At 58.3% G+C, this 25,717-nt stretch carries 24 protein-coding genes and 1 pseudogene; 9 read left to right on the top strand and 16 right to left on the bottom strand.

The window, feature by feature from the left end:
- Nucleotides 1-42: 42 nt before the first annotated feature.
- The 12 genes from NHAM_RS14200 to NHAM_RS24060 form a co-directional block, all read right to left on the bottom strand.
- On the bottom strand, nucleotides 43-2,946 hold the full coding sequence (locus NHAM_RS14200) for a glycosyltransferase family 4 protein (RefSeq protein ID WP_011511216.1): 2,904 nt from the start codon (nucleotides 2,944-2,946) through the stop codon (nucleotides 43-45).
- Nucleotides 2,947-2,955: 9 nt separating this feature from the next.
- A complete protein-coding gene (locus tag NHAM_RS26760) occupies nucleotides 2,956-3,186 on the bottom strand; it encodes a hypothetical protein (RefSeq protein ID WP_157043636.1) in 231 nt (76 codons plus the stop codon).
- A 243-nt stretch (nucleotides 3,187-3,429) separates the two neighbouring features.
- Complete coding sequence (locus NHAM_RS14195; protein ID WP_011511215.1) at nucleotides 3,430-4,275, bottom strand: NAD-dependent epimerase/dehydratase family protein; 846 nt, start codon at nucleotides 4,273-4,275, stop codon at nucleotides 3,430-3,432.
- Complete coding sequence (locus NHAM_RS14190; protein WP_011511214.1) at nucleotides 4,272-5,498, bottom strand: class I SAM-dependent methyltransferase; 1,227 nt, start codon at nucleotides 5,496-5,498, stop codon at nucleotides 4,272-4,274. Before NHAM_RS14190 ends, NHAM_RS14195 begins: the two co-directional genes overlap by 4 nt.
- Entirely contained in the window at nucleotides 5,495-6,046 is a 552-nt protein-coding gene (locus NHAM_RS14185) for a dTDP-4-dehydrorhamnose 3,5-epimerase family protein (protein WP_011511213.1), read from the bottom strand. Before NHAM_RS14185 ends, NHAM_RS14190 begins: the two co-directional genes overlap by 4 nt.
- A complete protein-coding gene (gene rfbG / locus NHAM_RS14180) occupies nucleotides 6,043-7,080 on the bottom strand; it encodes a CDP-glucose 4,6-dehydratase (protein ID WP_245269891.1) in 1,038 nt (345 codons plus the stop codon). Before rfbG ends, NHAM_RS14185 begins: the two co-directional genes overlap by 4 nt.
- Nucleotides 7,081-7,119: 39 nt before the next feature.
- On the bottom strand, nucleotides 7,120-7,887 hold the full coding sequence (gene rfbF, locus NHAM_RS14175) for a glucose-1-phosphate cytidylyltransferase (RefSeq protein WP_041359023.1): 768 nt from the start codon (nucleotides 7,885-7,887) through the stop codon (nucleotides 7,120-7,122).
- Between the two features lie 48 nt (nucleotides 7,888-7,935).
- Nucleotides 7,936-9,633, bottom strand: a complete 1,698-nt coding sequence (locus NHAM_RS14170; protein ID WP_011511210.1) for a hypothetical protein — start codon at nucleotides 9,631-9,633, stop codon at nucleotides 7,936-7,938.
- Nucleotides 9,630-10,928, bottom strand: coding sequence for a glycosyltransferase family 4 protein (locus NHAM_RS14165; protein WP_011511209.1), 1,299 nt, complete (start codon nucleotides 10,926-10,928; stop codon nucleotides 9,630-9,632). The genes NHAM_RS14170 and NHAM_RS14165 overlap by 4 nt, the downstream gene beginning before the upstream one ends.
- A 17-nt stretch (nucleotides 10,929-10,945) precedes the next feature.
- Entirely contained in the window at nucleotides 10,946-12,118 is a 1,173-nt protein-coding gene (locus tag NHAM_RS24070; RefSeq protein WP_011511208.1) for a glycosyltransferase family 4 protein, read from the bottom strand.
- A gap of 9 nt (nucleotides 12,119-12,127) precedes the next feature.
- Nucleotides 12,128-13,045: a hypothetical protein gene (locus NHAM_RS24065; RefSeq protein ID WP_157043635.1), complete on the bottom strand. Its 918-nt coding sequence runs from the start codon at nucleotides 13,043-13,045 to the stop codon at nucleotides 12,128-12,130.
- A 7-nt stretch (nucleotides 13,046-13,052) separates the two neighbouring features.
- On the bottom strand, nucleotides 13,053-14,162 hold the full coding sequence (locus NHAM_RS24060; RefSeq protein WP_011511206.1) for a class I SAM-dependent methyltransferase: 1,110 nt from the start codon (nucleotides 14,160-14,162) through the stop codon (nucleotides 13,053-13,055).
- Nucleotides 14,163-14,577: 415 nt separating this feature from the next.
- Here NHAM_RS24060 and NHAM_RS14145 point away from each other — a divergent pair, with 415 nt between their 5' ends.
- The 3 genes and pseudogenes from NHAM_RS14145 to NHAM_RS14135 form a co-directional block, all read left to right on the top strand.
- Nucleotides 14,578-14,781, top strand: coding sequence for a hypothetical protein (locus tag NHAM_RS14145; RefSeq protein ID WP_041358169.1), 204 nt, complete (start codon nucleotides 14,578-14,580; stop codon nucleotides 14,779-14,781).
- A gap of 7 nt (nucleotides 14,782-14,788) precedes the next feature.
- Complete coding sequence (locus NHAM_RS14140; RefSeq protein WP_157043634.1) at nucleotides 14,789-15,157, top strand: hypothetical protein; 369 nt, start codon at nucleotides 14,789-14,791, stop codon at nucleotides 15,155-15,157.
- 186 nt (nucleotides 15,158-15,343) lie between these two features.
- Nucleotides 15,344-15,841 (top strand): annotated as a pseudogene (locus NHAM_RS14135) (transposase); the annotation flags it as partial.
- 52 nt (nucleotides 15,842-15,893) lie between these two features.
- On the opposite strand, the gene NHAM_RS14130 reads toward NHAM_RS14135, so the two are convergent.
- The gene (locus tag NHAM_RS14130) at nucleotides 15,894-17,249 is read right to left on the bottom strand and encodes an IS5-like element ISNha6 family transposase (RefSeq protein ID WP_011511202.1); all 1,356 of its coding nucleotides are present in this window, start codon (nucleotides 17,247-17,249) and stop codon (nucleotides 15,894-15,896) included.
- Nucleotides 17,250-17,434: 185 nt separating this feature from the next.
- Between NHAM_RS14130 and NHAM_RS14125 the strand changes: the two genes are divergently transcribed.
- Together NHAM_RS14125 and NHAM_RS14120 are read left to right on the top strand one after the other, a co-directional pair.
- Nucleotides 17,435-17,740, top strand: a complete 306-nt coding sequence (locus NHAM_RS14125; RefSeq protein WP_011511201.1) for a hypothetical protein — start codon at nucleotides 17,435-17,437, stop codon at nucleotides 17,738-17,740.
- Nucleotides 17,741-17,823: 83 nt separating this feature from the next.
- Nucleotides 17,824-18,675 (top strand): cytochrome-c peroxidase, encoded by an 852-nt coding sequence (locus NHAM_RS14120; RefSeq protein ID WP_198136933.1) that lies wholly within the window; start codon nucleotides 17,824-17,826, stop codon nucleotides 18,673-18,675.
- Here NHAM_RS14120 and NHAM_RS25000 read toward each other — a convergent pair.
- Both NHAM_RS25000 and NHAM_RS14115 read right to left on the bottom strand, forming a co-directional pair.
- Nucleotides 18,672-18,785: a TOBE domain-containing protein gene (locus NHAM_RS25000; RefSeq protein ID WP_245269890.1), complete on the bottom strand. Its 114-nt coding sequence runs from the start codon at nucleotides 18,783-18,785 to the stop codon at nucleotides 18,672-18,674. The genes NHAM_RS14120 and NHAM_RS25000 overlap by 4 nt on opposite strands.
- 15 nt (nucleotides 18,786-18,800) lie before the next feature.
- The gene (locus NHAM_RS14115) at nucleotides 18,801-20,111 is read right to left on the bottom strand and encodes a UDP-glucose dehydrogenase family protein (RefSeq protein ID WP_011511200.1); all 1,311 of its coding nucleotides are present in this window, start codon (nucleotides 20,109-20,111) and stop codon (nucleotides 18,801-18,803) included.
- 328 nt (nucleotides 20,112-20,439) lie between these two features.
- On the opposite strand from NHAM_RS14115, the gene NHAM_RS14110 reads away from it, so the two are divergent.
- The 3 genes from NHAM_RS14110 to ahcY all read left to right on the top strand — a co-directional run bounded on the left by NHAM_RS14110 (nucleotide 20,440) and on the right by ahcY (nucleotide 24,719).
- Entirely contained in the window at nucleotides 20,440-21,792 is a 1,353-nt protein-coding gene (locus NHAM_RS14110; RefSeq protein WP_011511199.1) for a hypothetical protein, read from the top strand.
- Between the two features lie 57 nt (nucleotides 21,793-21,849).
- Nucleotides 21,850-23,046 carry a methionine adenosyltransferase gene (gene metK / locus NHAM_RS14105; RefSeq protein ID WP_011511198.1) on the top strand — a complete coding sequence of 399 codons (1,197 nt, stop codon included), beginning with the start codon at nucleotides 21,850-21,852 and terminating at the stop codon, nucleotides 23,044-23,046.
- 236 nt (nucleotides 23,047-23,282) lie between these two features.
- Nucleotides 23,283-24,719: an adenosylhomocysteinase gene (gene ahcY / locus NHAM_RS14100; protein ID WP_011511197.1), complete on the top strand. Its 1,437-nt coding sequence runs from the start codon at nucleotides 23,283-23,285 to the stop codon at nucleotides 24,717-24,719.
- A gap of 223 nt (nucleotides 24,720-24,942) precedes the next feature.
- Here the strand turns inward: ahcY and NHAM_RS14095 are convergent, their stop codons facing one another.
- Nucleotides 24,943-25,227, bottom strand: a complete 285-nt coding sequence (locus NHAM_RS14095) for a hypothetical protein (RefSeq protein ID WP_011511196.1) — start codon at nucleotides 25,225-25,227, stop codon at nucleotides 24,943-24,945.
- 211 nt (nucleotides 25,228-25,438) lie between these two features.
- On the opposite strand from NHAM_RS14095, the gene NHAM_RS14090 reads away from it, so the two are divergent.
- Nucleotides 25,439-25,648 (top strand): cold-shock protein, encoded by a 210-nt coding sequence (locus tag NHAM_RS14090; protein WP_011511195.1) that lies wholly within the window; start codon nucleotides 25,439-25,441, stop codon nucleotides 25,646-25,648.
- The last annotated feature ends 69 nt before the right edge of the window (nucleotides 25,649-25,717 follow it).

Genomic DNA, 25,717 nt, shown 5'->3' with positions numbered 1-25,717 from the left:
CGCAAACCGTGGCCGACTATTACTCCGGCGCGTGGCCGGATTTTACTCCGCCGTTGACAGCGATACTCGTAGAGGCTTGCCCCACCATCCCGCACCTTCTTGTAGCATTTCGATCTCCACAAATTTGCCACCGCGATCAAGCCAACCTGATGATACGTCGACTGCCATGTACAGGTAATCGCCCGGCCCAACGACGAAAGGAATCGAAGTGACCGGATTTTCGTATTGGAGCGTCGAGCCATCATCACGAAGAATATGATGGCCCAGTTGTACGGCAAGCTTCGTGCCGTCAGCACTTGCACTCGCCCAACTGACATTTGACAAATTAGAAAGCTTGACGACAATTCGCAGTGTCTTGCCGTCGCTTGCCGGCGATGGCCGCTGCACAAGCTCAAGTCGACAAACCCGTTCCAGCTCACTGAGCGGGCGACGCATAACCACTTCGCCTATCCCCAGCACAGCCTCTGCCGATCGGCCCTGCACCGGCTGATAGTTATGATACCAGTTTCCGCCGGTCACCACATCGGCCAGTTGACGAGCGCTCTCAGTCCACGTGATCCAACGTGTCCCCTTATTCCTAAATGCGAGAGTTTGGTCGAGTTGCCTCGAAAAGGCGTCAATGCATGCCGCAAGCGCCTCAGTAGATCCAACATCGAAGAAGACAGCACTCTGATTTTCGCCAACAACTTCGCGGAAAACCGGAATATCGCTAGCTATCACGGGTTTATTGTATTCAGCCGCCTCGACGATCGGCAGACCAAAGCCTTCCACATATGACGCGGCAATCAGGGCATCACAGGATGCGTAGTGTCGCTGCAATTCCTCATCGCTTGCGCGTTCGATCCAATGGAGTTTTCGTCCATTCTCCGGGTGGCACCGAACGCGTGAAATAAAATGGTCCATATTCCAGCCGCGTTTCCCCACAAGGATCAACGATCCTGCAAAACCCTGCGCCCATAGTGCGTCGAACGCATCCAGAGCGACAACGTACCCTTTGCGCGGCTCGATGGTGCCAACCATCAAAAACCGAGGTGAAGGCGCTTCAAATTTCCGATGCACCACACCGGCAGGACTGAACGTAAAATCCGCCCCGAGATGCCAGTAGCCAATCTTCATCGGCCGAGGAAATTGAACCGCATGAAGCAGTTGAACGAACTCGTCCGCGACGGCTTTCGAGATGCAAACCACCCCTGTTGAGAAAGCCAGAGCCACTTTCAGCCAGTCGGAAAAAATGGGCGGAATACCTGGATGGCAAAATGCAGAGACTTTTATCGGGACCAGATCATAGAGGGTCGTTATAACCTCGGCGCCACGCAGTCGGGCGGCGCGAAAAACGGAGCGGTGTGATTCGTGAAACTCCCAAGAGCTATCAAGCATCAACACGACGTCGCCCGCATTTGGTAAGACTTTGGTCGCGAATGTTCTGCCGCCAAAGCTGAGCTTACCGTCGGACGACCTTCCTGCCTCGAAGAACCCATCCGCTGTATCGCAATATACCAACGATGTGCCGCCAGGCACGCGAGCGTCCCGTGCAGTAGTAAGTGCGGCTGCCATCTTCTTGACCACACGCTGGATGCCGGTTTCATGATCAAGCTTTGTCGTTGCTGTAACATCGACCAGAAGACGCCGCCCAACTGACTTGACCGGCTCGGCAATCGCCAGAGCCCGGCTGCTAACGACCGAGTCTACGGAAATTTCGCGAACATTGTCGAGACAAAGGGCGCGGAGTTCATCCAGGCTTCCGTATTTGACCCCTTTGTGAAATTGCTGGAGCGCTGCGACCGTCAGATCAGCCGAACGCTTCCAACTGTATTTCTTCGTTTGCACGAGGCCATGTTCGGCAAATGAATCCGCCAAAGCTCTGTCAGTACAAACCTCCACGATTCGGCGTGAGATGTCTTGCGGATCTTCCGGATCGAACAATGCCTCCGGTATGCCTATCATTTCCGGCAAAGCCCCTGCCGACGCTGCTATGACAGGTGTGCCACAACTCATTGCCTCCAATGCCGTGAGGCCGAACCCCTCCATTAGTGAAGGCTGGATCACCGCGCGCGCTCCCACGTAAAGATCAATCAACGCAGCATCCGAAATATGGCCCAATATTTTTAAGTTCCGCTCGGGCAGCGCACACTTTTTCCAAAGCTCAGAAATATCCGCCCTCATCTGCGCGGGTGCATCACCCGCTAGATAAAATTGCAAATCCTGCTTCAGATGGCCCGGCAGCAGCGCAAACGCTTCAACAACACGAGCTACATTTTTTCTCCAGTCCAATCCGCCTACGTAGAACAGATAATCCTCCGTCGACGCACGACCGGCGGCTCCCCCCTGCGCTAACCGCAAAAAATCTTCACCGATACCAGCATGGATTGCCATAACCGGAACGTCAGGAATGAGATCGCCGGCTTCCCGCCGCGAAAATTCCGAGATGGCGAGCATGAAATCGAACTTGCAATGTAACGACAGTCTACGGTCGTAACATCGGCTAAGGCCATCATAGTTCAGATATTTCGACGGAAATCGGTAGGGTATCGCATCATAAAATATGCAGCCCACCGAAAAGTTCTGAGAAGATACCGGCAACAGCGGGACGGCCCGATCGCGCGCCCCTTCAAAAGGGCTCGCCGATAGCGCTACATCGGGCTGCAAGCAGGCGACATGATGCGCGAGCGCCAACTCGCTGAGTTGACGTCGGGCGGTATAGCCATGAAGAGCCTCTCCAACCTCAGCAATCCCTTGCCAAATAAGAATGCTTGTTGGCTTAATCCATGCGGCAAGAGCATCGCGGGCTACGATGGCCTCATCTGCCAACGCCGCATTGAACGAGATAGATATATCGACTTCCGGGTGATTTCTAACCAATCCCCGAATAAGTTCGTGCACATAGCGGCCAATGCCGCGCAATCTACTCGAGGTTTGCAGGCATTGCCCGTCGATCCAAATGTGCATGTTCGATTTTCAGTGAGAAGGTTTGTTGGGCGTAGCACCGAGCAATGTCTGCCAGGCGAGCAAAGCGGCCGGGTCCGGCTGAACCATCCATTGAATGTCGTTCATGGCTGGCTCGTCATCACGCCGACTGCGAGCCTGAACGAAGACCTGGAGTTTTGCTTCCAGCCACGGGAAATGCGCCGTTATACGACGAATGCGAGGCACCCATCGCGGATTTTGGTTTACGATACGCAATCCCATTTCAAGACATCGAGGCACGATAAAACGCCACAATTTGAACAACTCCGAAAAATCCCATTTAGCAACCGCTTACTATCTCGAAGAGCAGCCGCGCTCCATGCGCTTGGAATACATTCTTGGCCAGATCGAGCCCGACGATGCTAACGTTCTCCATGGACACCCCTCCTGTTGTCGTGGTCTTCAACAACCACGACCTTGGCACATTGATGCCGTCGGAGGGGCGTCCACCCCATCGGCATGGTACTATGGAAAGCCCAAACTCCGGAGTTGAACTGGCTGACCCCAGAAGGCCATCGCCTCATAGTCGGGATAGGGATAGACGCCTCTGTTCAGGCGGATAGTCTTCGAGTTGGCGGTGAGGTGGCGCTGGATGAGATCGAATACCGAGATTGGATGTCCGCTGCAGCAATTGATCACACCGGAAACTGCCTTCTGGCCGATCACGCGGGCAAAGCGGTCGGCGACCCCCTCTATTGGCAGATAGTCCCGCAACTGGTCGCCTTGCGACATGTCGAAGGTTTCGCGCGCCTCCGCGAGAGCGCGGTCGAGCTGGGAGAGCAGGCTCTGCTCGGATTGTCCGGGTCCGTACATGTAGAAGAGGCGCATCCACTGCAGTGTGAAGGGCTGCGTCGCCTGCATGAGCTGGAGGGTCTTGCGCAGCGTGTCCTTGGCGAGACCGTAGGGTGTGGTCGGCCGGGTCTCACCGTCCTCAGCAAGAGGCCCGAATTGCAGGCCGTATTCGAGGCAGGTGCCCGCAACGACCAGGTGTGGTACCCCCCATTCGAGAAGGTGCCGGAACAGGGCGATCTCGGCCACGAGATTCTCGGTGAGATTGAATAGACCGCGATAGTTCGGCAGTCCTGGCCATGCGAGGTGCACGAAGACATGCGGGCATTCCATGCGCGCCGTGAGCGCGCCTGGATTGCGATATAGGTCGTAGGGCACGAACGTTACGCGATCGGCCCACGGCATCGCCGCACCCTTCCCAGAATCGCGGGCGATAGCTACGATATCGTGGCCATCACCGAGGAGCCGTTCAACGACGTGCCGGCCTACGAAGCCCGTCGCTCCGGAAACTGCGATTTTCACGACAAGACGGTCAGTTTCGGGATGGCGACCACGAAGCGCGCGCCCCAATCGCGAACAGCCGCCTGAGCTTCAACGATCTCAGGAGCGATGTTCCACGGCAGAATGATGACCCAGTCAGGCTTGCGCCTTGCGAGTTCGTTTGGATGCAGGATCGGAATGTGGCTCCCAGGCATGAACTTGCCCTGCTTCGACGGGGCCGCATCGCAGACGAATGCGATGAGGTCCGTCTTGAGACCGGCATAGTTCATAAGTGTGTTGCCCTTGGCCGCTGCACCATAAGCAGCCACCGATTTGCCGTTCCGCTTTTGCTCTAGGAGGAATGACAGGATGTCGTTCTTGATGATGTCTGCCTTTTCTTGGAAGCCGCGGTAGGTATCGAGCTTCGTCAGTCCGAATGTCTCCTCCTGCGTTAAAAGCACTGCGACACGCGACGACGTCGTGCGTGGATCGTCCGTATGGCATCCATAGACGCGCAGGCTACCACCATGTGTTGGGATCTCGTCTACATCGAAAATGCGCAGGCCGGCGCGCTCGAAGATCCGCTTCACTGCCTGAAGCGAGAGATAAGAGAAATGCTCGTGATACACGGTATCGAACTGGACACTCTCGATGAGACGCATCAGGTGCGGGAACTCGAGGGTGATGGTCCCGCCAGGCTTGAGCGCGATCTCCAGGCCCGCCGTGAAGTCGTTGATGTCGGGTACATGAGCGTAGACGTTGTTGCCGCAGATCAGATCTGCCGATTGCCCTGTGCTCTGCAGTTCACGTGCCGTGTCGGCTTCGAAGAACTTGCGCAGCACCGGCACGCCGACTTTCTCGGCGGCATCGGCGGTGCTGTCAGTCGGCTCGACACCCAGGCACGGGATGCCTTTGGCGACGAAGTTTTTGAGGAGATAGCCGTCATTCGAAGCGACCTCGATGACGAAGCTCGATGGCGTCAGGCCGAGTCGGTCCTCGATCATGTCGCAATAGCCCTGCGCATGGCGTAACCAGCTCTGAGAAGTCGACGAGAAATATGCATAGTCGCGGCCAAAAAGGTCATCGGCCTTCTTGTAGTCATCGGTCTGGACGAGCCAGCACTTCTCGCAGACGAACAGGCGCAGCGGGTTGTAGATTTCCGATTGCGTGAGCTGGCACGCATCCAGATAGTCGTTCGATGCCGGAGCGTGGCCCAGGTCCAAGAAGACGATCTTGAGCTCGTTTCCGCAATGGCGGCACTTCATAGGGAAACTCCTTGGAAACTTTCATCGAGAGGGGGATGGCTAGCATCCCGCACGGAGAGATTGGTCGGCGGCAGCGGCCATGCGATGGCCACGCGCGGATCGTCATGACGCACGCCGGCCTCATGTTCTGGTGAGTAGAATTCGGTATGAAAGTAGAGAAGGCTGGAATTGGGCTCGAGCACCTGGAAGCCGTGCGCGCATCCCTCGGGAATGATGAAGGCCATACCGTTTTCCTGGGACAGCTCGGCACCATGCCAGTGCAGAAAGGTTGGAGAGCCCCGCCGCAGATCGACAGCGACATCGAATACCCGTCCCTGGATGCAGCGGACGATCTTCATTTCGGCGCGCGGCGCGTGCTGGTAATGCATGCCGCGAATCGCGCCCACCACTGCAGTCGATGAAACATTCGCTTGACGGATCGTGCGCGCCCCGACGGCGGCGGCGAGTTCGCGCTCGCAGAAGATGCGCGAGAACTTCCCACGTGCATCACCGAGCGCGAGACTTTCGGTGACGAACAGGCCAGAAATCGGCGTCTGCGAAAGTTTCATTGGCGGTCCCTCGACCAGGGTACGCCGCGCGCAACCGCCTTCTCGCAGTAATCCTGCAGTTGGCGGACTGACGGTATGACTCCGCTTCCGATGAATTCGCGATACCAAGCGATGGTCATATCGATGGATTCATCGAAAGAGAGGATCGGACGCCAACCCAGTAGATCGCGCGCCTTGCTGCTATCGAGATAGAGCAGATTGGCCTCGTGAGGCTGCTGCGCGACCGATTGGTACCATTTGATCGCGGGCCAATGCGACTTCATTGTTTCTAGCACTTGCAGAACGGGGCGATTGCCATCTTTATCCGGCCCGAAATTCCAGGCGCTCGCCGCCTCCGCGTCGCCTTCGAGCAGCGACTGTCCTAGCATGAGATAGCCGGCGAGACACTCGAGCACATGCTGCCAGGGGCGCGTGGCATAGGGCGAGCGAATCTCGAGCTGCTGCCCTGCAGTCATTGCGCAAATAAGGTCGGGAATCAGTCGGTCTTCGGACCAGTCGCCGCCGCCGATGACATTGCCGGCCCGTGCGGTCGCGAGCAGCCGACCCGCTTGAGCAAAAAAGGACTGACGGTAGCTCGCAGCCGCAATCTCGGCTGCTGCCTTGGATGAGCTGTAGGGGTCGTGACCACCCAAACGGTCTGTCTCGCGATAACCCCAGATCCATTCCTGGTTTTCGTAGCACTTGTCCGTCGTGACGCAGACGATGGCCTTCACGGTCTCGCTCGCGCGGCACGCGTCCAGCACGTTGACCGTTCCGGTCACGTTCACGTCCCAAGTGTCGGTCGGCTCGCGATAGGAGCGGCGGACGAGAGGTTGCGCCGCCATGTGGAACATTATCTCGGCACCACTCGACGCGATGATCTTGCGTACTGCGTGTCGATCCCGGATGTCGACGATATGCGAAGGCATGTCGATACCGAGCAGGTTCCAGTGGTTGGGCATCTCCGGGGCTAGGGCGAGGCCGATCGGCTCGGCGCCAAGCGCACGAAGCCAAAGGCACAGCCAGCTTCCCTTGAAGCCGGTATGTCCCGTCACGAAGACCTTCCGGCCAGTATAAGCTCCACTAAACATGGTTCACCAGCTTTTCCACGGTGCCTTTCCGGAGCCCCATAGATCTTCGAGCAGGCTCTTTTCGCGCAGAGTGTCCATGGGCTGCCAGAAGCCGGTATGTTGGTATGCGGACAGCTGGTTTTCGTGGGCGAGCCGCCGCAGAGGCTCCTGCTCCCATACCGTGAGATCGGAGTCGATATAATCAATGGCGGCCAGCTCCAGCACAAAGAAGCCGCCATTAATCCACGTCCCGTCACCCGCCGGCTTTTCCTGGAATTGCTTGACGGCGCCGTCATCGATCACGAGCGCCCCGTAGCGGCCCGGAGGTTGGACCGCAGTGACTGTGGCCTTGCGGCCGGCTGCACGATGATGTGCAATAAGCGCCGTGATGTCGATATCGGAAACCCCGTCGCCATAGGTGAAGCAGAATGTGCCGTCAGCGAGATAGGGGGCGACGCGTTTCAGGCGGCCGCCCGTCATCGACTTCTCGCCGGTGTCGACGAGTGTGACATTCCACGGTTCGACGCTGTGCTGGTGGATGTCGATCTGGTTCGACTGCATCCGGAATGTGACATCCGACATGTGCAAGAAGTAATTCGAGAAATACTCCTTGATGACGTAGCCCTTGTAGCCGAGACAGATCACGAAATCATTGATCCCGTGGCGGGAATACATCTTCATAATGTGCCACAGGATCGGCTTGCCACCGATCTCGATCATCGGCTTTGGCCGCAAGTGCGATTCCTCGCTGATACGCGTACCAAAACCGCCCGCCAGAATTACTGCCTTCATGGAAGCCATCTGTCTATCTTGATCGTAATTTCGCTTTGAAACGTGGCCTCAGGAGGAAGGGCGCTCGGCGGACCATTTCCGCAACTGCTTGATTACCCCGTGGAGCTTGAAGATGCCATCGATGAGTTTCGGGCACCGGGAAAGCTTCAGAACTAGCAATTGCTCACGGGAGTGCGCGATCGCCGGCGAGGATTGCACATGCGGTGTCGCTCCTCCGCTTACGGGCGAACGCTGCTTCATCCAAAGTGGCGTGAAGGGATAAGCTGTACGAAGAAATTCCGATTGGTCGGCGATCTCGTCAAAGTTATCCGCCGCCCGGAGTTCCTCCGGCGTCCGCCGTAACACCCCACCTAAGCGCCGGAGGAAAAAAACCGGTGCTCTGGCCACGAGTTTGAGCGTGAAAATCCGTTCCGTGAGTGCGCCGTAGAGATGGTCATCAATCACAGATCTGACCACGTCAGCCGGCATGGCGAGGGAGACTAATGGAATGACGCCGCCTGAAACTAAATCATCCGCGGCCTCAGTCTTCCAACTCGGGATCAACTGCTCGTCACCGTTTATCGTCCCTCGGTCATTTTGCGATTCCCGCACCGCATAGTCGAAGTCCAGCGCGGCAATCACTCTACTTACGCCGATGCCCCAGACGTGGAACCGGCGGATATCGCGGACGTAGTTTGGAAACAGGATCGTTCCGCAGTTCAAAAATGCGACAACGGCTCGCTCCGGCAATGCGCCCCTGATTGAATTGCCGCATCCCATAAGAACATCTCCGGCGGAGAGGCTGGTATCATGCTCGGGCGAGACAACGACGAGGTCGACGAAGTTGCCGAAATAGCGCAATACCTCTTCAAGAGTCGCGCGTAAGCGATTTGGGCACAATACAAGTACACGCGAGGGTTTCTCGAACTGTCCGCACACGCTGAGCAGTGTTTCGCGAGCCGCCGCCTTGTCGTCGCTGTCAATGCGCAGGATGAAAACAAGATCTGGCGCTGCCCGATGCCCAAAGCGACGCGACAGGGTCGGTTCGACATCGTGCTTGTAGAAATCGCGCGTCGTGCCGGGCTCCGCATTGAGAGCGATCGGCCCCATCGACGTCATGATCGTTTTGTTGCCATAGATTTCGCCAAGCACCTGTCCGAGGGTGGCTGACCTTTCCTCCCACTCGGGCACATTGCCTTTGCCGAGATGGCGAAGAGGAAGGTTGATCGTGAAAACCGGCAAGCCCTGCGCCCATGAGCGAATGCAGAGCAAAGTATCGTAGTGGTGGAAGCCGCGGTAGCTCGGATCGAAGTTGAAACAGAGATCTTTGTGGATGACGAGAAGATGGCCATCAAGATGAACTGCCGGCAAGGGCTGCGCGAAAGGATAAAGAATCCCATGGTAGTCCACCATATTTCGCACGATCTTGAAATAGGGATAAGTGACGCCGGCAGGACCCAGCACTCCCCATGCGACGCCGGCGCCTTCGATCAAGGCGATCTGCTCCAAAAGGCGATGCAGGAAATCTTCGGAAAAATAGATGTCGCCGTGCATAACAACGAGGTGCTTGCCCGGATGGCGAGCTTTAATTTGCTCGAGGAAGGTAAAATAATCGAGTTGGCTATTATGGTTGGTGACAATATCAAGAAGCATCCACTTGGAAATTTGCCAACGGTCAAGGGATTCCTGCGTTGCGGTTGTCATCTGACTGTCGCCGCGGACAAGGGCGGCGAGAACGAAATCGTCAAATGAAGTTGTTGAGGTCATTTCTTGCCTCCGCGCTTGAGCGCGCGCACAAGGCAGGTGCGAACAAACAGCACGATCCGTTTGACGAGAAAGCGAAGTCCGAAGCGGGCATAAGTATCCTGGAGCACGAAAAGCCGCTTTCGAACGCGGCTGGAATCGATTGCGGAACGGTTGGCCTTGCACCTTGCCGCCACCGATGCAGCGCGCAGGATGGCTTCTTCCAGCCCCCTCGCACTTTTCCCCCAAGAAAAGTCTGCCGCGAAGGCGCGGGTCTTCGAGGCGAGGCTTTCCCGCTTGTTGGCATCGCGTGCCAGCGTCAGTAGCGCCTCGAACATATCCTTTCGATTATCGACTAGAATCCCGGTCACGCCGTCGCAAACGACCTCCGGGTGCGGGCCGTGCCGATATGCGAGCACCGGCGTTCCCTGCCACTGTGCTTCGAGTAGCGGAAGGTTGAAGCCTTCCCACAGCGAGGTGCTCACGAACAGATCGCTACTGGCGAAGGCCGCTCCCATCTGGTTATCCGGCAAATTGAGACGCGGGATAATGCCTCGGATGCGCAGGAAGTGCTCTTCCGCTTCACCGCCCCGGCCCACCACGACGAAGCAAAGGCTGCGCTCCGCCTTAATCGCTCGTTCCGCGAGTTCCACGAAATCGACAAACCCCTTGTATGGTTGCTCGTCGTTCTCAATCTGCACTCGACCTACCCACAGGACTATCACGCCATCATCGAACTTCAGGCTCCTGCGGAATTCCAACACCTGTTCGGTCGTGGGGCGAGCGTAGTGATCGCAGCCGAGATAGTGAATTTCGGAAGATGGGTGAACGCAGTTAGGTAGCCAATTCTGGATGCTGCGGGATATACACAAGATTTGGTCTTGAGCGCGAAGTCGCGTGAAAACATGTTGAAAGCGGTATGCGACCGATGCATCGAGGTTCCGACCGATCTCAGGGCTAAAGAATCGAGATGGTGGGGCACCGTACTCGATCGCGATTGCAGGCTGAAGGAGTAATGGCATGACGTCATAGAAAGGCGAAGTGTTGACAATCCAGACATCGATATTCTGGCTGTTGAAGAAAGTCGCGAAATTCAAGATATAGCGAGACATCGAATTTGCGGGTGTCAGAACCTCAGGCTTCGAGAGATCAACGACTTTGTAAGGTCGTTCGACTGACGTGTCGTGCCTCAGGCAATAGACTTTGACGTCATATCCGCGACCGGCCAGAAATGAGGCATACTGATGGACAACCAAATCGACGCCGAAGCCAAGCAGCAATCGTTCCGTTACAAAGCCAATTTTCAGCGCTGTCGCCATTTTCACTCGCTAAACCGCTACAGGGCCTGCTTATAGACTTGCATTAAACAATCAAGGTGCCGTTCCCATGAAAAGAGCGAGCTTCGCGCTGCGCCATCGGCGCGCATCTTATCTGCCCTACGCCGGTCTTCTGTCGCCATCGCGATAGCTGCGGCGGTACACTCAGTGTCTGACGGCGACACTAGAATTCCGGCTTCACCGATGACCTCTGGCATCGATGAGGTGTTCGAGCAGATCACCGGGCAGCCGGACTTCATCGATTCCAGAATGGGAAGGCCAAATCCTTCGTAAAGCGAGAGATAAAGAAAGCAATCTGCGTGATGGTAAAGTGACGGAAGGTCAGATAATTCGATGAATCCGGTAAATATAACTCGATCTGAAAAGTCACATTGGGCAAGATATTGATTCAATTCATCGTTCTTCCAGCCCCACATCCCGGTGCAAACAAGCACGTGAGGGCTGTCAGGGTTGTTTTTTATGAATCGTCCAAAGGCATCGAGAACCTGACGGAAGTTTTTCCGTGGCTCAATCGTCGAGACGGACAGAACATAGCGGCGTTCGTCCGGAATATTGTATTTTGAGGTAATTGCTTCTCGTGGTGCGTAGTTTCTCTGACCAAAGATGGGGTCGGCATCAATATAGTTTACTATGACTCTCGCGGGATCAATCGACGTCAACCGAAGCAGGTCGTCGCGGGTTGCTTCTGAGATACAGAACACGAAGTCATAATCGTTAAGCCGATCGAGCTTCATGCGTTCTTTGGTAATATTGAGGTTTTCGTGAAACTGAGGGAATAGTGTTGTGGTAAAATCGAAACAAGTAATCACGTTAAGCTTGGCGCGCGGCGACGGCTCAAAGAACCAATCCGTGCAGTGATAGACGTCGAAACCGCGTGTTGCGGTTCTGATTGCGGATCCAAGACCCGGCATATAGTTGCGAAACGAATTCCCGGAAAACTTGCGCCGAATTTTCTCGATCAGTGTTTCGTTGTGCCCCTCAAAGATCGGAACGATGTCGCCGGCTTCCAGAAAAGCTCTGATCTCCTCGGCTGTAACGTTGCGATCCCCCACGAGGATCCGGAAATCGTCATGTGCTAGGCGCTCCCGATACCCGCGCGCTACCGCGAAATTGTAGTTGACGATTCCGGTGCGCGGGAAGCGGAGTGCGTAGCCGTCGAGTGCGAGCTTCATGTTTGGTTCTCAGATCAGATTGGGACGCATGCCAGAATAAAGACCGAGATCAAGGAGTTCAATTCGCGGATGCGCTGTGGTGTAGCGCTGGATACGAGGCTTGATTGTCTCGAAGTCCGCGAATGCCGCTTCCTTGGTGTGGCGGGCAAACCCTTGATTATCCCAGAAAAGCTTCATTTTTGAAGCTAACAGTGCTTCGTCAGCTGAGAAATATTTCCATGTGAGAATGAGATGGCTTAGCGCCATGCAGCTCTCGTGGGTTGGGACGGAATGTGTGTTATAGCGTGCCTCGAATAGACCATGTGTCATGTGTGCGACGACGGCATCGTAACGGTAAAGGCATTGCCCGCCGTCGAGCCAAGCGCGCCAGCTCAAATCGACGTCCTCGCAATAGAGATAGATCGCTTCGTCGAAACCTTTGCAGCGCTCGAAGAAGGCGGCCGAAAGAAGAATGCACGCGCCGCTACACCAATTTACCTCCAAAGTCGCAGCGTCGAAAGCCCGCGGCGGATTCTCAATCGGAAATTGCCGAGCTTCAACGATATTGGCACGGCTGCGGCTCGTAGTGAATGTCGTATGGAGTTTGTCGACGACGTCCGGCATCAATACCATGTCGGGGTTCATCGTTATGAACGCTTCGAATGGAACTGCCAGTTTCTTCGTATAGTTGTTCCAAATCAGATTCTGCTTCTCGCCATATCCACAGGTACGATAAAGTTCAATCAGATTCACTGCGAATCCCTCTATTGCCAGAGCCTTTAGTCTATCGGCCGTTCCTGCGGAGACCGGCTCATAGACCGCCACGTTGACGGTCATCTGGTATTTGTCGCCAACACCATCCTGATGCCGCAGCGACAACGCGCAATCATGAATGTAGCGTTCGAATTCCGAGGCGTTTGACAGGATTTGGACCGGGATATGGATCATAGACATCTCAGCTACCGCTGCCGATCTTAACTCGAAGCCAATCAAAGAAGGTATTCTTCTGCTTTATTGTTTCCACGTCTGAAGTTAGGAGCGCGAGCCTTTCAACTATCTCCTTGTGATTGTTCCCCTGTGCGGTTTCAAGATTGGAGCTCAAGCTTGCGAGAGGCTCGACAATCCAGCTCTGCTGATTCTGTTGCGATTCTGCGATACCGAAACTCACGGCCTGCAATTGCTCGGCCAGTCTCGCGTGATCGACGGAAAGTTTGGAGTTTGCGTTCAAGAGAGCGACAAAAAGGCCAAAGACATGCTTGTTAGTAATAAGATCGAGATCGGAGAACGGATTGCCCCGCTGGTCGTTGCGCGCCGCATGGCTATGATTGTGGGGCGCATTGTCCGCCACAGCGAACTCGGTTCCGCCTATGACACGCTCTCCAAGGAGGACAGCAGATGCGGCCTTCTTCCGTACTATGCTCATCGAATTGCAGAACGTCACGGAAAAGATCGTCTCGAGTACGTCATCACTGATCTCGCAGCTATGATGCTGAAACATATCCGACAGTAGGCGCGTCCGAGGGTAAGAGAGGCCCCAATGTTCGTAGTTGACGACGTCGCTGAGGAGCTTGAAGAAGCTTATGGACGAAAACTGATGCGCGAGCCCTCCCTCGTATTCGTGCCAGTAGCTGCAGTGCAGGTCCTCGGCGATGAAGACGCCGTCCTCCCGCAGGAGCGGAAAATAGCGACAGAACGCAGCAATGATATCTTTCGATCTATGTGAGCCATCATCGATCACGATATCGAAGCTGTCAGATATTTCCTTGATGCGGCCAGCCGTGCCAGCGTCAATCGCATCGCCGATCACCACCGAAATGCGCGGATCCGAGGCCACCAGAGAACCGCATTTCTCGTCGATGTCGCATCCAACGATCTTCACCGCATTCGGGAAATAAGCGGCAAGCACCTCAGTGAACCCGCCATTCTGGATTCCGATCTCGAGAATTGAAATGGGCCGTCCGCGGAAAGGAGCGAATAGGCCCTCATAGACGTCAAGATAGAGCTCCCATTTGTCGGAGGATTTTCGGATGTTGGAGAAAAGTTCGCGCAGCGACGTTTGAATCATCGATAAGGCCTCGGTAATGACCGTGAGTGGGGCGCCTGCTGAACCCCGATAGCAACTAGTCGGAGATTGTGGCGACGATGATGGCGCAGGCTTGTGGTGCGTTGCTTTCCCGTCATCACTGGCGGTCTATCAGACAGCGGCGCGAATGCGATGTCGGCGTTGAACGTATCATTCGCGCGAATTAAAATCGAAATCTCAGACGTGAAAGATAGCACATTTCGCTGAGCAGATCGCGCGGGCACGTATTGTGGTATTAAAGTCCGAAGTGGCGTGGATCGACTAACCGTTAAACGTAACACGACCTTTCATGCCAGGCAATAACTCCAAAAGGGGTTCTCCCATGCGTGGTCTCATGACTCCTCTCATTTTGGCGGACTCAGATGGGCCGCGAATCGCATCCTTACGAGCCACCACCATGAGCCGTCCGATCAAGCGCATTGATTTTGTTCACGACTTTCTCACTGGAATCTTCGCCGATGACCTCCATGCCAAGCGCGTGGCGTCCTTGGCCAATGGTGCGCTCGGCGTCATGACGAGTGCATCGCTCGCAGTGTCGATCATCGGCCACTCGCTGGCCCACGCGCGGTCTGCTTGGCAAGCACGCCATCAAGCAGGTTGACCGGCTGTTGAGCAATCAGGGCATTGTCGTGTGGGACATGTTCGCCGCTTGGGTGACCCAGATCGTCGGACAGCGAAAGGCGATTGTCGTCGCCATGGACTGGACGGATTTTGACGCGGACGATCAGACGACGCTGGCGTTGAATCTCGCTTCCAACCACGGCCGGGCGACGCCGTTGTTATGGCTGACCGTCTTGAAGGACGAACTGAAGGACAGCCGCAACGACTTCGAGGACCTTTGTCTGGCGCGCTTGGCGGAGAGTCTTCCCGATGGTATCGATGGCAGCAAGCCCTCGCTCAACCTTCCTCCAGCCGTCGAGGTGAAGCAGGAGTCACCTCCGGAGTGCACAAGGGGCATTACTGATAGGCCTCGATGAACACGAGACGTTTATTAACACTTGGCGTGCGGCTCCAGGCTGGCGATCAGCGGATTATGTGCGCGTCGAGCGCATCGATCATCAACGCAGTCCCCTTGTAATCGCTCATCTGGAGACCTCTAAAAACCGCTGGGCAAATTGGCGATTGGCTGATTCATTCGATCATGTCGCAAGCGGAGCGCGGGCATGGTCGATCGGTCGCCGGGTTTCTTCGATTTTGACGATCGGCTGGCGGAACTGTCGGCCAAGGGCGACGATCTGGAGCGCGTAAAGGCGCTCGTCGATTTTGACATGTTTCGCCCCGCGCTTGAGGCGGCCGTGCCGCGCGCGGATCGGTCGAAGGGCGGCAGACCGGCCTTTGATCACGTTCTGATGTTCAAGGTGCTCATTCTTCAGGCGATGCGCGCGCTGTCGGACGAGCGCACCGAGTTCCTGATCAAGGATCGACTGTCGTTCATGCGCTTCCTCGGCCTAGGATTGGCTGACAGCGTTCCCGACGCCAATACGATCTGGACGTTCCGCGAGATGCTGAAGAAGGCCGAGGCCATTGACGCCTTGTTCCGGCCGTTCGATGAAGCGCTGCGCTCGGAAGGCTTCCTGGCGATGAGCGGTCAGATCGTCGATGCCACGATTGTGGCTGCGCCCAGGCAGCGTAATACGATCGCGGAGAAGATGACAATCAAGGAAAGCCAAACCGGGCGGCTCGGTTAGCTAGTCGTCCGTGAAGAACGAGATTTCATGAGACCGAGAATGATTGATGGTTGGCATGTGGCCGCATGATCGACACTAACCATGCGCGCAAAAGCAGCCTCAGCCAGGCGAGCAATCGGCGGAAGTTGTACCCGGCGGCGGCGAGCACGGCGTTGATGGCGTCGCCTTCGGAGCCCTTGAGATAATTGCGGTCCATGCGGTGGTCTGATTTTGCGTGACCGATCACAGGCTCGATCGCCGAACGTCGTCGCAGGTCACGCTTGATCGGGTCGGTGACGCCGCGTTTCTGGCCCGAGATGTAAATCCTGAACTTGTATTCTGGCGGAGCATTGTGGCCCCTATAGCCCTTGTCGGCGACGAGCCGATTGATGGTCGCGCCGATTTGATGCTCGACATCGGGGATGATGCCTTCCAGCGTGTGGCCGTCGTAGGGATTTCCCGGAAGCGCCTTCGCGTGCGCAATGAACTGGCCGCCCCTGGAATGGTTGAGCGTCGTGGCGATGGAGACTTTCACGCCGAACTCATAGGGCTTGTGCGATTTGCCCTTGGCGATGCATTCGATCTCCGGCGCGTGCAGGGAATAGATTTTCTTGCCGCGCTGCCTTTGTTGTTGATGACGCACCGCGTGGGCCAGCGACAACAGTTGCGCGAAAGCCGCCTGCCTGTCCGGATCGCCGGCGATCTTGCGCCTGATGTCGCGCATCACGCGGCCGAGATACGTGCGCAATGTCTTCAGCGCCCGGTTGGCGCGCCTGAACTGTTTCGCGTGAGCGTAGCGCTGATGCGCGATCAACGCGTGCTTGCCAACACGCTCGTAGGATTGCCGCAGGACGACGCCGTGCTTTTTGGCCAACCGCGCCAGCTTCTCGCGGGCGCGATGCATGAGTTTGGCATCGGTCGGGAACGCCACCGCCTTCGGCTGCACCGTCGTATCGACGATGATGCTGGTGAAGTCCGACGGCTTGGCCGCGCCAACGCGCGTGGCGACATTCAGGCTCTCCTGAATGAGCGCGACGATCTTGTCTTCGCCCATGCGCTGACGCCAGCGCGTCATCGAGGAGCGGTCGAAGGGAACGTCGTGACGAAAGAACGCCTCGCCACAAAACAATTGATAATAGGGGTTTTCGACCCAGCGTTCGCACAGCGCCTCGTCCGACAGATTGAACGTGTGCTTGAGGATCGCCAACCCCGCCATCAGCCGCGTCGGCAGCGGCGGCCGGCCGGGAACATCGGCGTAGACCGCCCCGAATTTGCCCTCGAGAAATCCCCAGTCGATCTGGCGCGCCAGCTTCGCCAACGCGTGGTTCATGTCGACGATCTGGTCGAGGTGCGACTTGAACAAATCATTCTGTCCGCTGTCTCGCCGCTCCTTCGGAAGCATCGCGATATCTCCGACTCAAACCCAGCCGGAGACATGGAATCACGCCGATTCCGCCAAATCAAATTGCAAGGAAATCGATATCGACATCCCCAAAACCGGCGATATCGAATACTTGCAAAACCCGCGAAATCATTCCGCCAGAACGGCTTCTGCATTTTTCACGGGCGACTAGCTATGGCGGTCTTGTGCTGATAGACGTGCGCGAGGCCGGCACCTACCGGGTGGCGCTCGATTCGGCCGCCTGGATCGACCTTGTGCGCGGCAGGCAGGCCGTGATCTCGATCGCGCACGGGCATGGGCCGGCCTGCACCGGGATCCGCAAGATAGTGGATTTCCCTCTCGCCCCCGGCCTTTACACGCTGCAGATCGCGGCAAATGGCCAGCCGCAGAGACGGTACTGGCCGCGCGCCTGCCCTGATCCCGTGCGGACCTGGCGCCTTTCACTCCTGTTGCTGTCAGCCGAGCTCCTGCCGATGTTGCCGTCAGCCTAGCTCTTGCTGACAACGGCAGCCCCGCATGGCGCTGGACGCTGCCTGCCGAGGTTCCGGCACCGCCGATCCCGGCCGACAATCCCATGACCGCTGTCAAGGTCGAGCTTGGCCGGCGCCTGTTCTATGATGCCGATCTCTCGGCCGACGGCACCATGTGCTGCGCCACCTGCCATGAGCAGAAGCACGCTTTTGCCGATGGCAACCGCACCCATCCCGGCGTTACCGACGAGCCCGGGCGACGCAATGTTCCCGGGCTGGCCAATGTTGCCTGGTTGACGCCGCTGACATTCGCGGATCCAGCGGCCACTACGCTTGAGACGCAGGTGACGGCTCCGATACTCGGCAACCATCCGGTCGAGATGGGCATGGCAGGGCGCGATGCCGAGATCGGCAGGCGGCTCGGCCGCGACAATTGCTGCCAGACGATGTTCGCACGCGCCTTTCCGGAAAATGGCGGCCGCATCGACTTTGCCAATGTGGCGCGCGCACTGGCGAGCTTCGAGCGCACGCTGGTCTCCCATGGCAGCGCCTGGGACCGGCAGCAGTTGGATCCGGACGCGCAGGCCGGCTCGGCGCTGTTCGCCCGCGATTGTGCGAGCTGTCATTCGGGGCCGAACTTCACGGACATGGCCATGCACCGGATCGGCGCGGCCGATCCCAGGCTTGCCGATCAGGGTCTGTTCGGGCAGACCGGGATCGACGCCGACCGGGACAAGTTCCGTACGCCTTCGCTGCGTAATGTCACGCTGACGGGTCCCTGGTGGCACGATGGATCGTCCCGGTCGCTTGATGAAGCCATCGCAAGGCATGGCCTGAGCCACGACGCGGCGAAGGTGACGCTGTTGATCGCTTTCCTCGAGGGACTGTCCGATCCCGAATTCACCCGGCGCAAATCGCTTGCCATGCCTGATCTGGCTTGCGGCAGGCGTCTCTAACGCCCGCTGTCGGAAGCCGATTTGCCGATTATCACGTCGCTGGACTTGATCACTACCGTTACCTTGTCGCCAACCTGAAGGCCAAGCTCGGCAATCGCCTGCTCGGTCACTTTGGGGAAAACGATCTATGTTTTGTCCCGGCCAACGCTGCTGTAGACAAAACCCAGCTCCGCCATCTCATCGGGACGGTAGACGTTGCGCAGATCGACCACGATCGGCCGTTTCATGATCCGTTTCAGGCGCGGCAGGTCGAGCGCGCGGAACTGGACCCATTCGGTCACGATCACCAGCGCGTCGGCGCCTTCCGCGCAGGCATAGGCGTCGTCGCAATAGTCGATATCGGGCAGCTCGCGCCGCGCCTCCTTCATGCTCGCCGGATCGAAGGCGCGAACGTTTGCCCCCATATCGCAAAGACCGGTGATCAACGGGATCGACGGTGCCTCGCGCATGTCGTCGGTGTCGGGCTTGAACGCCAGTCCCAGCACCGCGATCGTCTTGCCCCGCAAGTTGCCACCCAGCGCGTTCGCCACCTTGCGCGCCATCGCGCGCTTGCGATTGTCATTGACGGTGACGACCGACTCCACGATGCGAAGCTGGGCGCCGTGATCTTCCGCGATCTTCACCAGCGCGCGGGTGTCCTTGGGAAAACAGGAGCCGCCATAGCCGGGGCCGGCGTGCAGGAATTTGGTGCCGATGCGATTGTCGAGACCGATTCCGCGCGCGACCTCCTGGATATCGGCGCCGACCTTTTCGGACAGGTCCGCGATTTCGTTGATGAAGGTGATCTTGGTCGCAAGGAAGGCGTTGGCCGCGTATTTGATCAGTTCGGCGGTACGGCGCGCGGTGAACATCAGCGGCGCCTGGTTGAGGGACAGCGGCCGGTATATGTCGCCGAGCGCCTTGCGGCCGCGTTCCTCGGAGGTCCCGACCACGATGCGGTCGGGAAACTTGAAATCGCGGATCGCGGCGCCCTCGCGTAAAAACTCGGGATTGGACGCCACCACGACGTCGGCCCACGGATTGGCCTCGCGGATCAGGCGTTCCACCTCGTCGCCGGTTCCGACCGGTACCGTCGACTTGGTGACGACGACGGTGAATCCGCGGACGGAGGCAGCGATCTCGCGTGCCGCGGCATAGACGTAGCTGAGGTCGGCATGACCGTCGCCGCGGCGTGAGGGGGTACCGACGGCGATGAACACCGCCTCTGCCTCCGCCACCGGGCCGGCGAGGTCCGTGGTAAAATCGAGCCGCGACGCTGTCACGTTGGCCGCAACCAGCGCCTCAAGGCCCGGCTCGAAGATCGGGATCTCGCCACGGCGCAGCGCCGCGATCTTGCCCGCATCCTTGTCGACGCAGGTGACCTGATGCCCGAAATCGGCAAAGCAGGCTCCGGACACCAAGCCTACATAGCCCGTGCCGATCATGGCAATGCGCATCGAACAAACCTATCGGCTGGTGATTACCCGGGGGACTTTGAACCGCGTCTTAAAGCCTGATCCCGAAAAAGTGGAAACCGGTTTTCGGACAAGATCATGCTCAATCAAAAGGATAAGGCTAGAGTTTGATCAACACAGTCGGATCAGGCTCTAGCAGACCGCCGTTGGGCTGACGAGGCATCCGCGACCGTCATTATAAAGGGTTGAAGGGAAAACAGGGATAGGCGGCGATGCCGACAGTACGCCGGGTTTCAACGGTGGGCAGATGATGATAAGATGAGCCGCTTTTATCTCGTTGCCCATATGTCCGGCCCCATAACCAACCGCTATGACAAACGACCAACTGCTGAGCCAGATTTCCGACTATTGCCGTCGGGCCGCAATGGCGGAATCGACCTTTGGCCGGCGTGCCGTCAATGACGGCAAACTCGTGCACCGGCTGCGCGAGGGCAAGCGCATCACCATCGACACCCTGAACCGGATCGAGGCCTATATCGCCTCGGGTTCTCCGGATGGTGCGGCGCCGGTCCGCAGGCCGGAGCCGATCGAGCGACGCGATCCCCGCGCCAATTTCCGCTTCTTCGAAAACCGGCAGAAATATCTGCTGTTCGTCCATACCTGCAGCGAGAAACGCGTCATCGCCGACCGCGTCGCACTGGAGTTCGGCAGCATCCACCCGCGCCCGCCGGCGCTGCGGGTTTTTGACGCGGGCGTCGGCGACGGGACCGTGCTGGCGCGGGTGATGCGCTCCATGCACGATCGCTTTCCCCACATGCCGTTCTACGTCGCGGGCAAGGAACTCAGCCTCGAAGACATCAAGCTGACGCTCGACAAGGCGCCGGATCGACTGTTTGAGCACCCGGCGACCGTCTTGGTGCTGACCAACATGAATTATGCGGAGGCGCCCTGGTTGGCGCCCCGGTCACCTCAGGCTGCGGCCGGCATGGTGTGGCGCGAGGTGCCGCTGCACGGGGCATCCTCGGGCGAGTTCGAGGCCCAAATCCGGGATTTATGGCCGTTTCTGGAAGAAAACTGGCGGGCGAGCGTCAGTCCGGTCACGGGGATGCCGATCTACGAGCGCCCCGTCGTGCTGGTGATCTACCGGGAGGACCATCAGTTCCTGCTCGATTCGGTGATTCCGCGGGCCGGGCGGGTCGAGGCCAACTTCGACCTGGTGATCGCATCGCAGCCTTACCGGGCCAAATCTTCCCTCAATTTCAGGGCCAGACGAATAATCGCCCCCCTGGCCCGGGGGTTACGGCCGGGAGGGCGTTTGATAGGAATACATTCTCACGGACAGGACCCCGGACTGGAGATCGTCCAGGCGGTCTGGCCCGGAGAAAACCCTTTCGCCGTGAGCCGTCATGAGTTATTGCGCGCTGTGAGATACGAGCTCGGTTCGGTGGGACGCGACCTTAATTTTAACGCATATGCTGACCACCGTTCGATCTTTCGCTATGATATGGAAGCGCTGCCCAACGAGGTCACGGGATTGATCGGAACCTCGACAGCGTTTGCAGCGTGGAATGCGGCGGTTTACGTTGCCCAAGTCGAAGACGACCGGTTGACGGAGATGACCCAAAGCGGCCGCTATCTGGATGCCACCAGAGAGGTTCTGCGCAAGCATAACGGTCTCTGGTTCTACGACGAATCCTACGTCATCTCGCGTCGCCGGGACTGACATTCCAGGATAACAGCTCGAAAGGACCGCCACCTCTGGCGGATGAAGGGACGATTGATGCGCGGATCTTACTTGTTCACGAGTGAATCGGTTTCGGAGGGGCATCCCGACAAGGTGTGCGACCGGATCTCGGACGAGATCGTCGATCTGTTTTTCAGCGAGGGTCCGAAAGCCGGCGTCGATCCGTGGGCGATCCGCGCTGCGTGCGAGACGCTGGCCACCACGAACAAGGTGGTGATCGCCGGAGAAACCCGCGGACCCGAATCCGTTACCAAGGAGAAGATCGAAAGCGTGGTGCGCGCCGCGATCAAGGACATCGGCTACGAGCAGGACGGGTTTCACTGGAAGACCGCCGACATCGATATCCTGCTGCATCCGCAGTCGGCCGACATCGCGCAGGGTGTTGACGCCTTGCAGCCCGGTGCCAACAAGGAAGAGGGCGCCGGCGACCAGGGCATCATGTTCGGCTACGCCTGCAACGAGACGCCGGACCTGATGCCGGCGCCGATTTTCTACGCGCACAAGATTCTGCGGCTGATTTCCGAGGCTCGCCATTCCGGCAAGGAAAAGGTGCTGGGTCCGGACTCCAAGAGCCAGGTCACGGTGCAATACGAGAACGGCAAGCCGGTCGGCGTGCGCGAAATCGTGGTGTCGCACCAGCATCTGATCGAGGACATGAGTTCCGATCAGGTCCGCGAGCGCGTCGAGCCCTATGTGCGCGAGGCGCTGCCGAAGGCATGGGTCACCGACAAGACCATCTGGCATATCAATCCGACCGGCAAGTTCTTCATCGGCGGTCCCGACGGCGACGCCGGCCTGACCGGCCGCAAGATCATTGTCGATACCTATGGCGGCGCGGCACCGCATGGCGGCGGCGCGTTCTCCGGCAAGGATCCCACCAAGGTCGATCGCTCGGCGGCCTATGCCGCGCGCTACCTCGCCAAGAACATCGTCGCCGCCGGTCTCGCCGACCGCTGCACCTTGCAACTCGCCTACGCCATCGGCGTGGCGCGTCCGCTGTCGATCTACATCGATACGCACGGCACCGGAAAGGCTCCGGAAGACACGCTCGAGCGGATCGTCTCAGAAGCGATGGACCTGACGCCGCGCGGCATCCGCAAGCATCTCGATCTGAACCGGCCGATCTACGCGCGCACCTCGTCCTACGGCCATTTCGGCCGCACGCCGGACAATGAGGGTGGGTTCTCCTGGGAGAAGACCGATCTCGCCGAGGTGCTCAAGCGCGCGGTGTGATGTTTTTCCCTCTCCCCACCAGCGGAGAGAGGTCGCCGCGTCTTCGCGGCGGGTGAGGAACTGCGCAGCATCGCACAGACTGCTCTCTCCCCTTGCGGGGGAGAGGTGGAGAGGGGGCCTCCGATCGCTGCGATCGTGATGTGCGTCCATCCCCTCCCAAACCCTTCTCCACAAGGGGCAGGGAACAGCGAACGGACCGTTCGGAAGAGAATTCGCGAACCAAAGGACTAACACTCATGACCACCGCGACCGCCAAGCAGCCCACCGGCTTCACGGACTACATCGTCGCAGACATCGGCCTTGCCGATTTCGGCCGCAAGGAAATCTCGCTCGCGGAGACCGAGATGCCCGGGCTGATGGCGACGCGCGAGGAATACGGCCCTAAGCACCCCTTGAAGGGCGCGCGCATCGCCGGCTCGCTGCACATGACGATCCAGACCGCGGTGCTGATCGAGACGTTGAAGGCATTGGGCGCCGACATCCGCTGGGTCTCCTGTAACATCTATTCGACGCAGGACCACGCCGCCGCCGCGATCGCCGCCGCCGGCATTCCGGTGTTCGCGGTCAAGGGCGAGACGCTGAAGGACTACTGGGATTACACCGCAAAGCTGTTCGACTGGCACGGGGGTGGCCATCCCAACATGATCCTCGATGACGGCGGCGACGCCACCATGTACGTCCACCTCGGCCTGCGCGCCGAGAAGGGAGACACCGCGTTCCTCGACAAACCCGGCTCCGAGGAAGAGGAAGTGTTTTTCGCGCTGCTCAAGAAGCAGCTCAAGGAGAAGCCCAAGGGCTACTTCGCCGGTATCGCCAAATCCATTCAGGGCGTCTCGGAGGAGACCACCACCGGCGTGCATCGCCTCTACGACATGCAGAAGGTCGGCACGCTGCTGTGGCCCGCCATCAACGTCAACGACAGCGTCACCAAGTCGAAGTTCGACAACCTCTATGGTTGCCGCGAGTCGCTGGTCGACGGCATCCGCCGTGGCACCGACGTGATGATGAGCGGCAAGGTCGCGATGGTCGCGGGCTTCGGCGACGTCGGCAAGGGGTCGGCGGCCTCGCTGCGTCAGGCCGGCTGCCGCGTCATGGTTTCCGAGATCGATCCGATCTGCGCGCTGCAGGCGGCGATGGAAGGCTACGAGGTCGTGACCATGGAAGACGCCGCGCCCCGCGCCGACATCTTCGTCACCGCCACCGGCAACAGGGACATCATCACCATCGATCACATGCGCGCGATGAAGGATCGCGCTATCGTCTGCAACATCGGCCACTTCGACAACGAGATCCAGGTGGGTGCGTTGAAGAATCTGAAGTGGGACAACATCAAGCCGCAGGTGGACGAGATCACCTTCGCGGACGGCAAGCGCATGATCCTTTTGTCGGAAGGCCGCCTCGTGAATCTCGGCAATGCCATGGGGCATCCGTCGTTCGTCATGTCCGCGTCGTTCACCAACCAGACGCTGGCGCAGATCGAACTGTTCGCCAACAACACCGACGGCAAGTACAAGAAAGAGGTCTACGTGCTGCCGAAGACGCTGGACGAGAAGGTGGCGCGGCTGCATCTCAACAAGATCGGCGTCAAGCTCACCGAGCTGCGCAAGGACCAGGCCGACTATATCGGCGTCAAGATTGCTGGCCCGTTCAAGAGCGATCACTACCGGTATTGATCTTCTTCCCTTCACCTCTCGCCGCGCCATTGCGCGGCGGGTGAGGGGATCACGAAACAGAAAAGCCCGGATCGATCCGGGCTTTTTTTACATTGCGTTCGTCATTCACGCTCGTCCGACGCGGCCATGATTTTAAATTAATGCGTTTTCTTCTCGCGAAACCGGTACCCATCCTCGGGTCAAGCCCGAGGACATGCTTCGGTCGAAAACGCTCTAATCCGCGTCACGTCGTCCGGCCGGTACTCTTCTGCGACGTGAGGAAATCCGACAGCGTGCCGGCGGCGCGTTTGGCCGTAGCCTTCTTCCGGGCCGGCGCCTTCACCGGCTTCGGCTGCGCCGCCTCTTCGGCTTCCCTCGCCATCCGCAGCGCGCGCAGGCGCTCCATATTCTTGCGCACGGCGACGTCGCGGGCCTCGATATCGGAACGGGCTTTTGCGCCCTCGATGGCGGCCAGGCGCATCCGCTCATTGCGGGCCAATTGCGAGGGGCTCGGCGGGGACTTGGTCATGGAACTTATATAGGCATTCTCCGCCAAAATGCCAGAGGGCCCGAGATTTGCTATTCCCGCGCCGAATTGCTATAGGGCCGCCATTCGATTGCTGGCATTGGTTTTGTTAAGCGCCGCCAGGCTCCTTTCCAAAGACTTCGCTGAGATTGGATATATCGCGTAATCGTGCGCGAAAATGCGCATCTGCGCACTTTGGAACAAGGACGACTCTATGACGACAGGTACAGTGAAGTGGTTTAACGGCCAGAAGGGTTTTGGCTTTATCCAGCCGAACGACGGCGGCAGCGACGTATTCGTACACATCAGCGCGGTGGAGCGCGCGGGCCTTACCGGCCTCGCCGAGGGCCAGAAGGTCAACTTCGAGCTGAAGACCGACAAGATGCGCGGCAAGGTCAGCGCGGAAAATCTTTCGCTCGCATAAGATCCATGGCTGCGCCGTCTGTCATCCTGATGTGATGATGGCGGCGCATCATGTAACGGAATCGCAAAG

Origin of the sequence: Nitrobacter hamburgensis X14 (assembly GCF_000013885.1) — a bacterium.
GTDB lineage: Bacteria > Pseudomonadota > Alphaproteobacteria > Rhizobiales > Xanthobacteraceae > Nitrobacter > Nitrobacter hamburgensis.
Note: the sequence above shows the minus strand (reverse complement) of the source record. Positions and strands in the feature narration are given on the sequence as shown.

Coding starts and splice junctions, on each gene's coding strand:
- NHAM_RS14130 (WP_011511202.1), bottom strand. CDS start 17,249: ATGCTTCCGAAGGAGCGGCGAGACAGCGGACAGAATGATTTGTTCAAG.
- NHAM_RS14090 (WP_011511195.1), top strand. CDS start 25,439: ATGACGACAGGTACAGTGAAGTGGTTTAACGGCCAGAAGGGTTTTGGC.
- NHAM_RS14170 (WP_011511210.1), bottom strand. CDS start 9,633: ATGACCTCAACAACTTCATTTGACGATTTCGTTCTCGCCGCCCTTGTC.
- NHAM_RS24065 (WP_157043635.1), bottom strand. CDS start 13,045: ATGATCCATATCCCGGTCCAAATCCTGTCAAACGCCTCGGAATTCGAA.
- NHAM_RS14115 (WP_011511200.1), bottom strand. CDS start 20,111: ATGCGCATTGCCATGATCGGCACGGGCTATGTAGGCTTGGTGTCCGGA.
- NHAM_RS24070 (WP_011511208.1), bottom strand. CDS start 12,118: ATGAAGCTCGCACTCGACGGCTACGCACTCCGCTTCCCGCGCACCGGA.
- NHAM_RS14165 (WP_011511209.1), bottom strand. CDS start 10,928: ATGGCGACAGCGCTGAAAATTGGCTTTGTAACGGAACGATTGCTGCTT.
- ahcY (WP_011511197.1), top strand. CDS start 23,283: ATGACCACCGCGACCGCCAAGCAGCCCACCGGCTTCACGGACTACATC.
- NHAM_RS24060 (WP_011511206.1), bottom strand. CDS start 14,162: ATGATTCAAACGTCGCTGCGCGAACTTTTCTCCAACATCCGAAAATCC.
- rfbF (WP_041359023.1), bottom strand. CDS start 7,887: ATGAAGGCAGTAATTCTGGCGGGCGGTTTTGGTACGCGTATCAGCGAG.
- NHAM_RS14145 (WP_041358169.1), top strand. CDS start 14,578: ATGAGCCGTCCGATCAAGCGCATTGATTTTGTTCACGACTTTCTCACT.
- NHAM_RS14095 (WP_011511196.1), bottom strand. CDS start 25,227: ATGACCAAGTCCCCGCCGAGCCCCTCGCAATTGGCCCGCAATGAGCGG.
- NHAM_RS14185 (WP_011511213.1), bottom strand. CDS start 6,046: ATGAAACTTTCGCAGACGCCGATTTCTGGCCTGTTCGTCACCGAAAGT.
- NHAM_RS14200 (WP_011511216.1), bottom strand. CDS start 2,946: ATGCACATTTGGATCGACGGGCAATGCCTGCAAACCTCGAGTAGATTG.
- NHAM_RS26760 (WP_157043636.1), bottom strand. CDS start 3,186: ATGGGATTGCGTATCGTAAACCAAAATCCGCGATGGGTGCCTCGCATT.
- NHAM_RS14190 (WP_011511214.1), bottom strand. CDS start 5,498: ATGAAGTGCCGCCATTGCGGAAACGAGCTCAAGATCGTCTTCTTGGAC.
- metK (WP_011511198.1), top strand. CDS start 21,850: ATGCGCGGATCTTACTTGTTCACGAGTGAATCGGTTTCGGAGGGGCAT.
- NHAM_RS14110 (WP_011511199.1), top strand. CDS start 20,440: ATGACAAACGACCAACTGCTGAGCCAGATTTCCGACTATTGCCGTCGG.
- NHAM_RS14120 (WP_198136933.1), top strand. CDS start 17,824: ATGACCGCTGTCAAGGTCGAGCTTGGCCGGCGCCTGTTCTATGATGCC.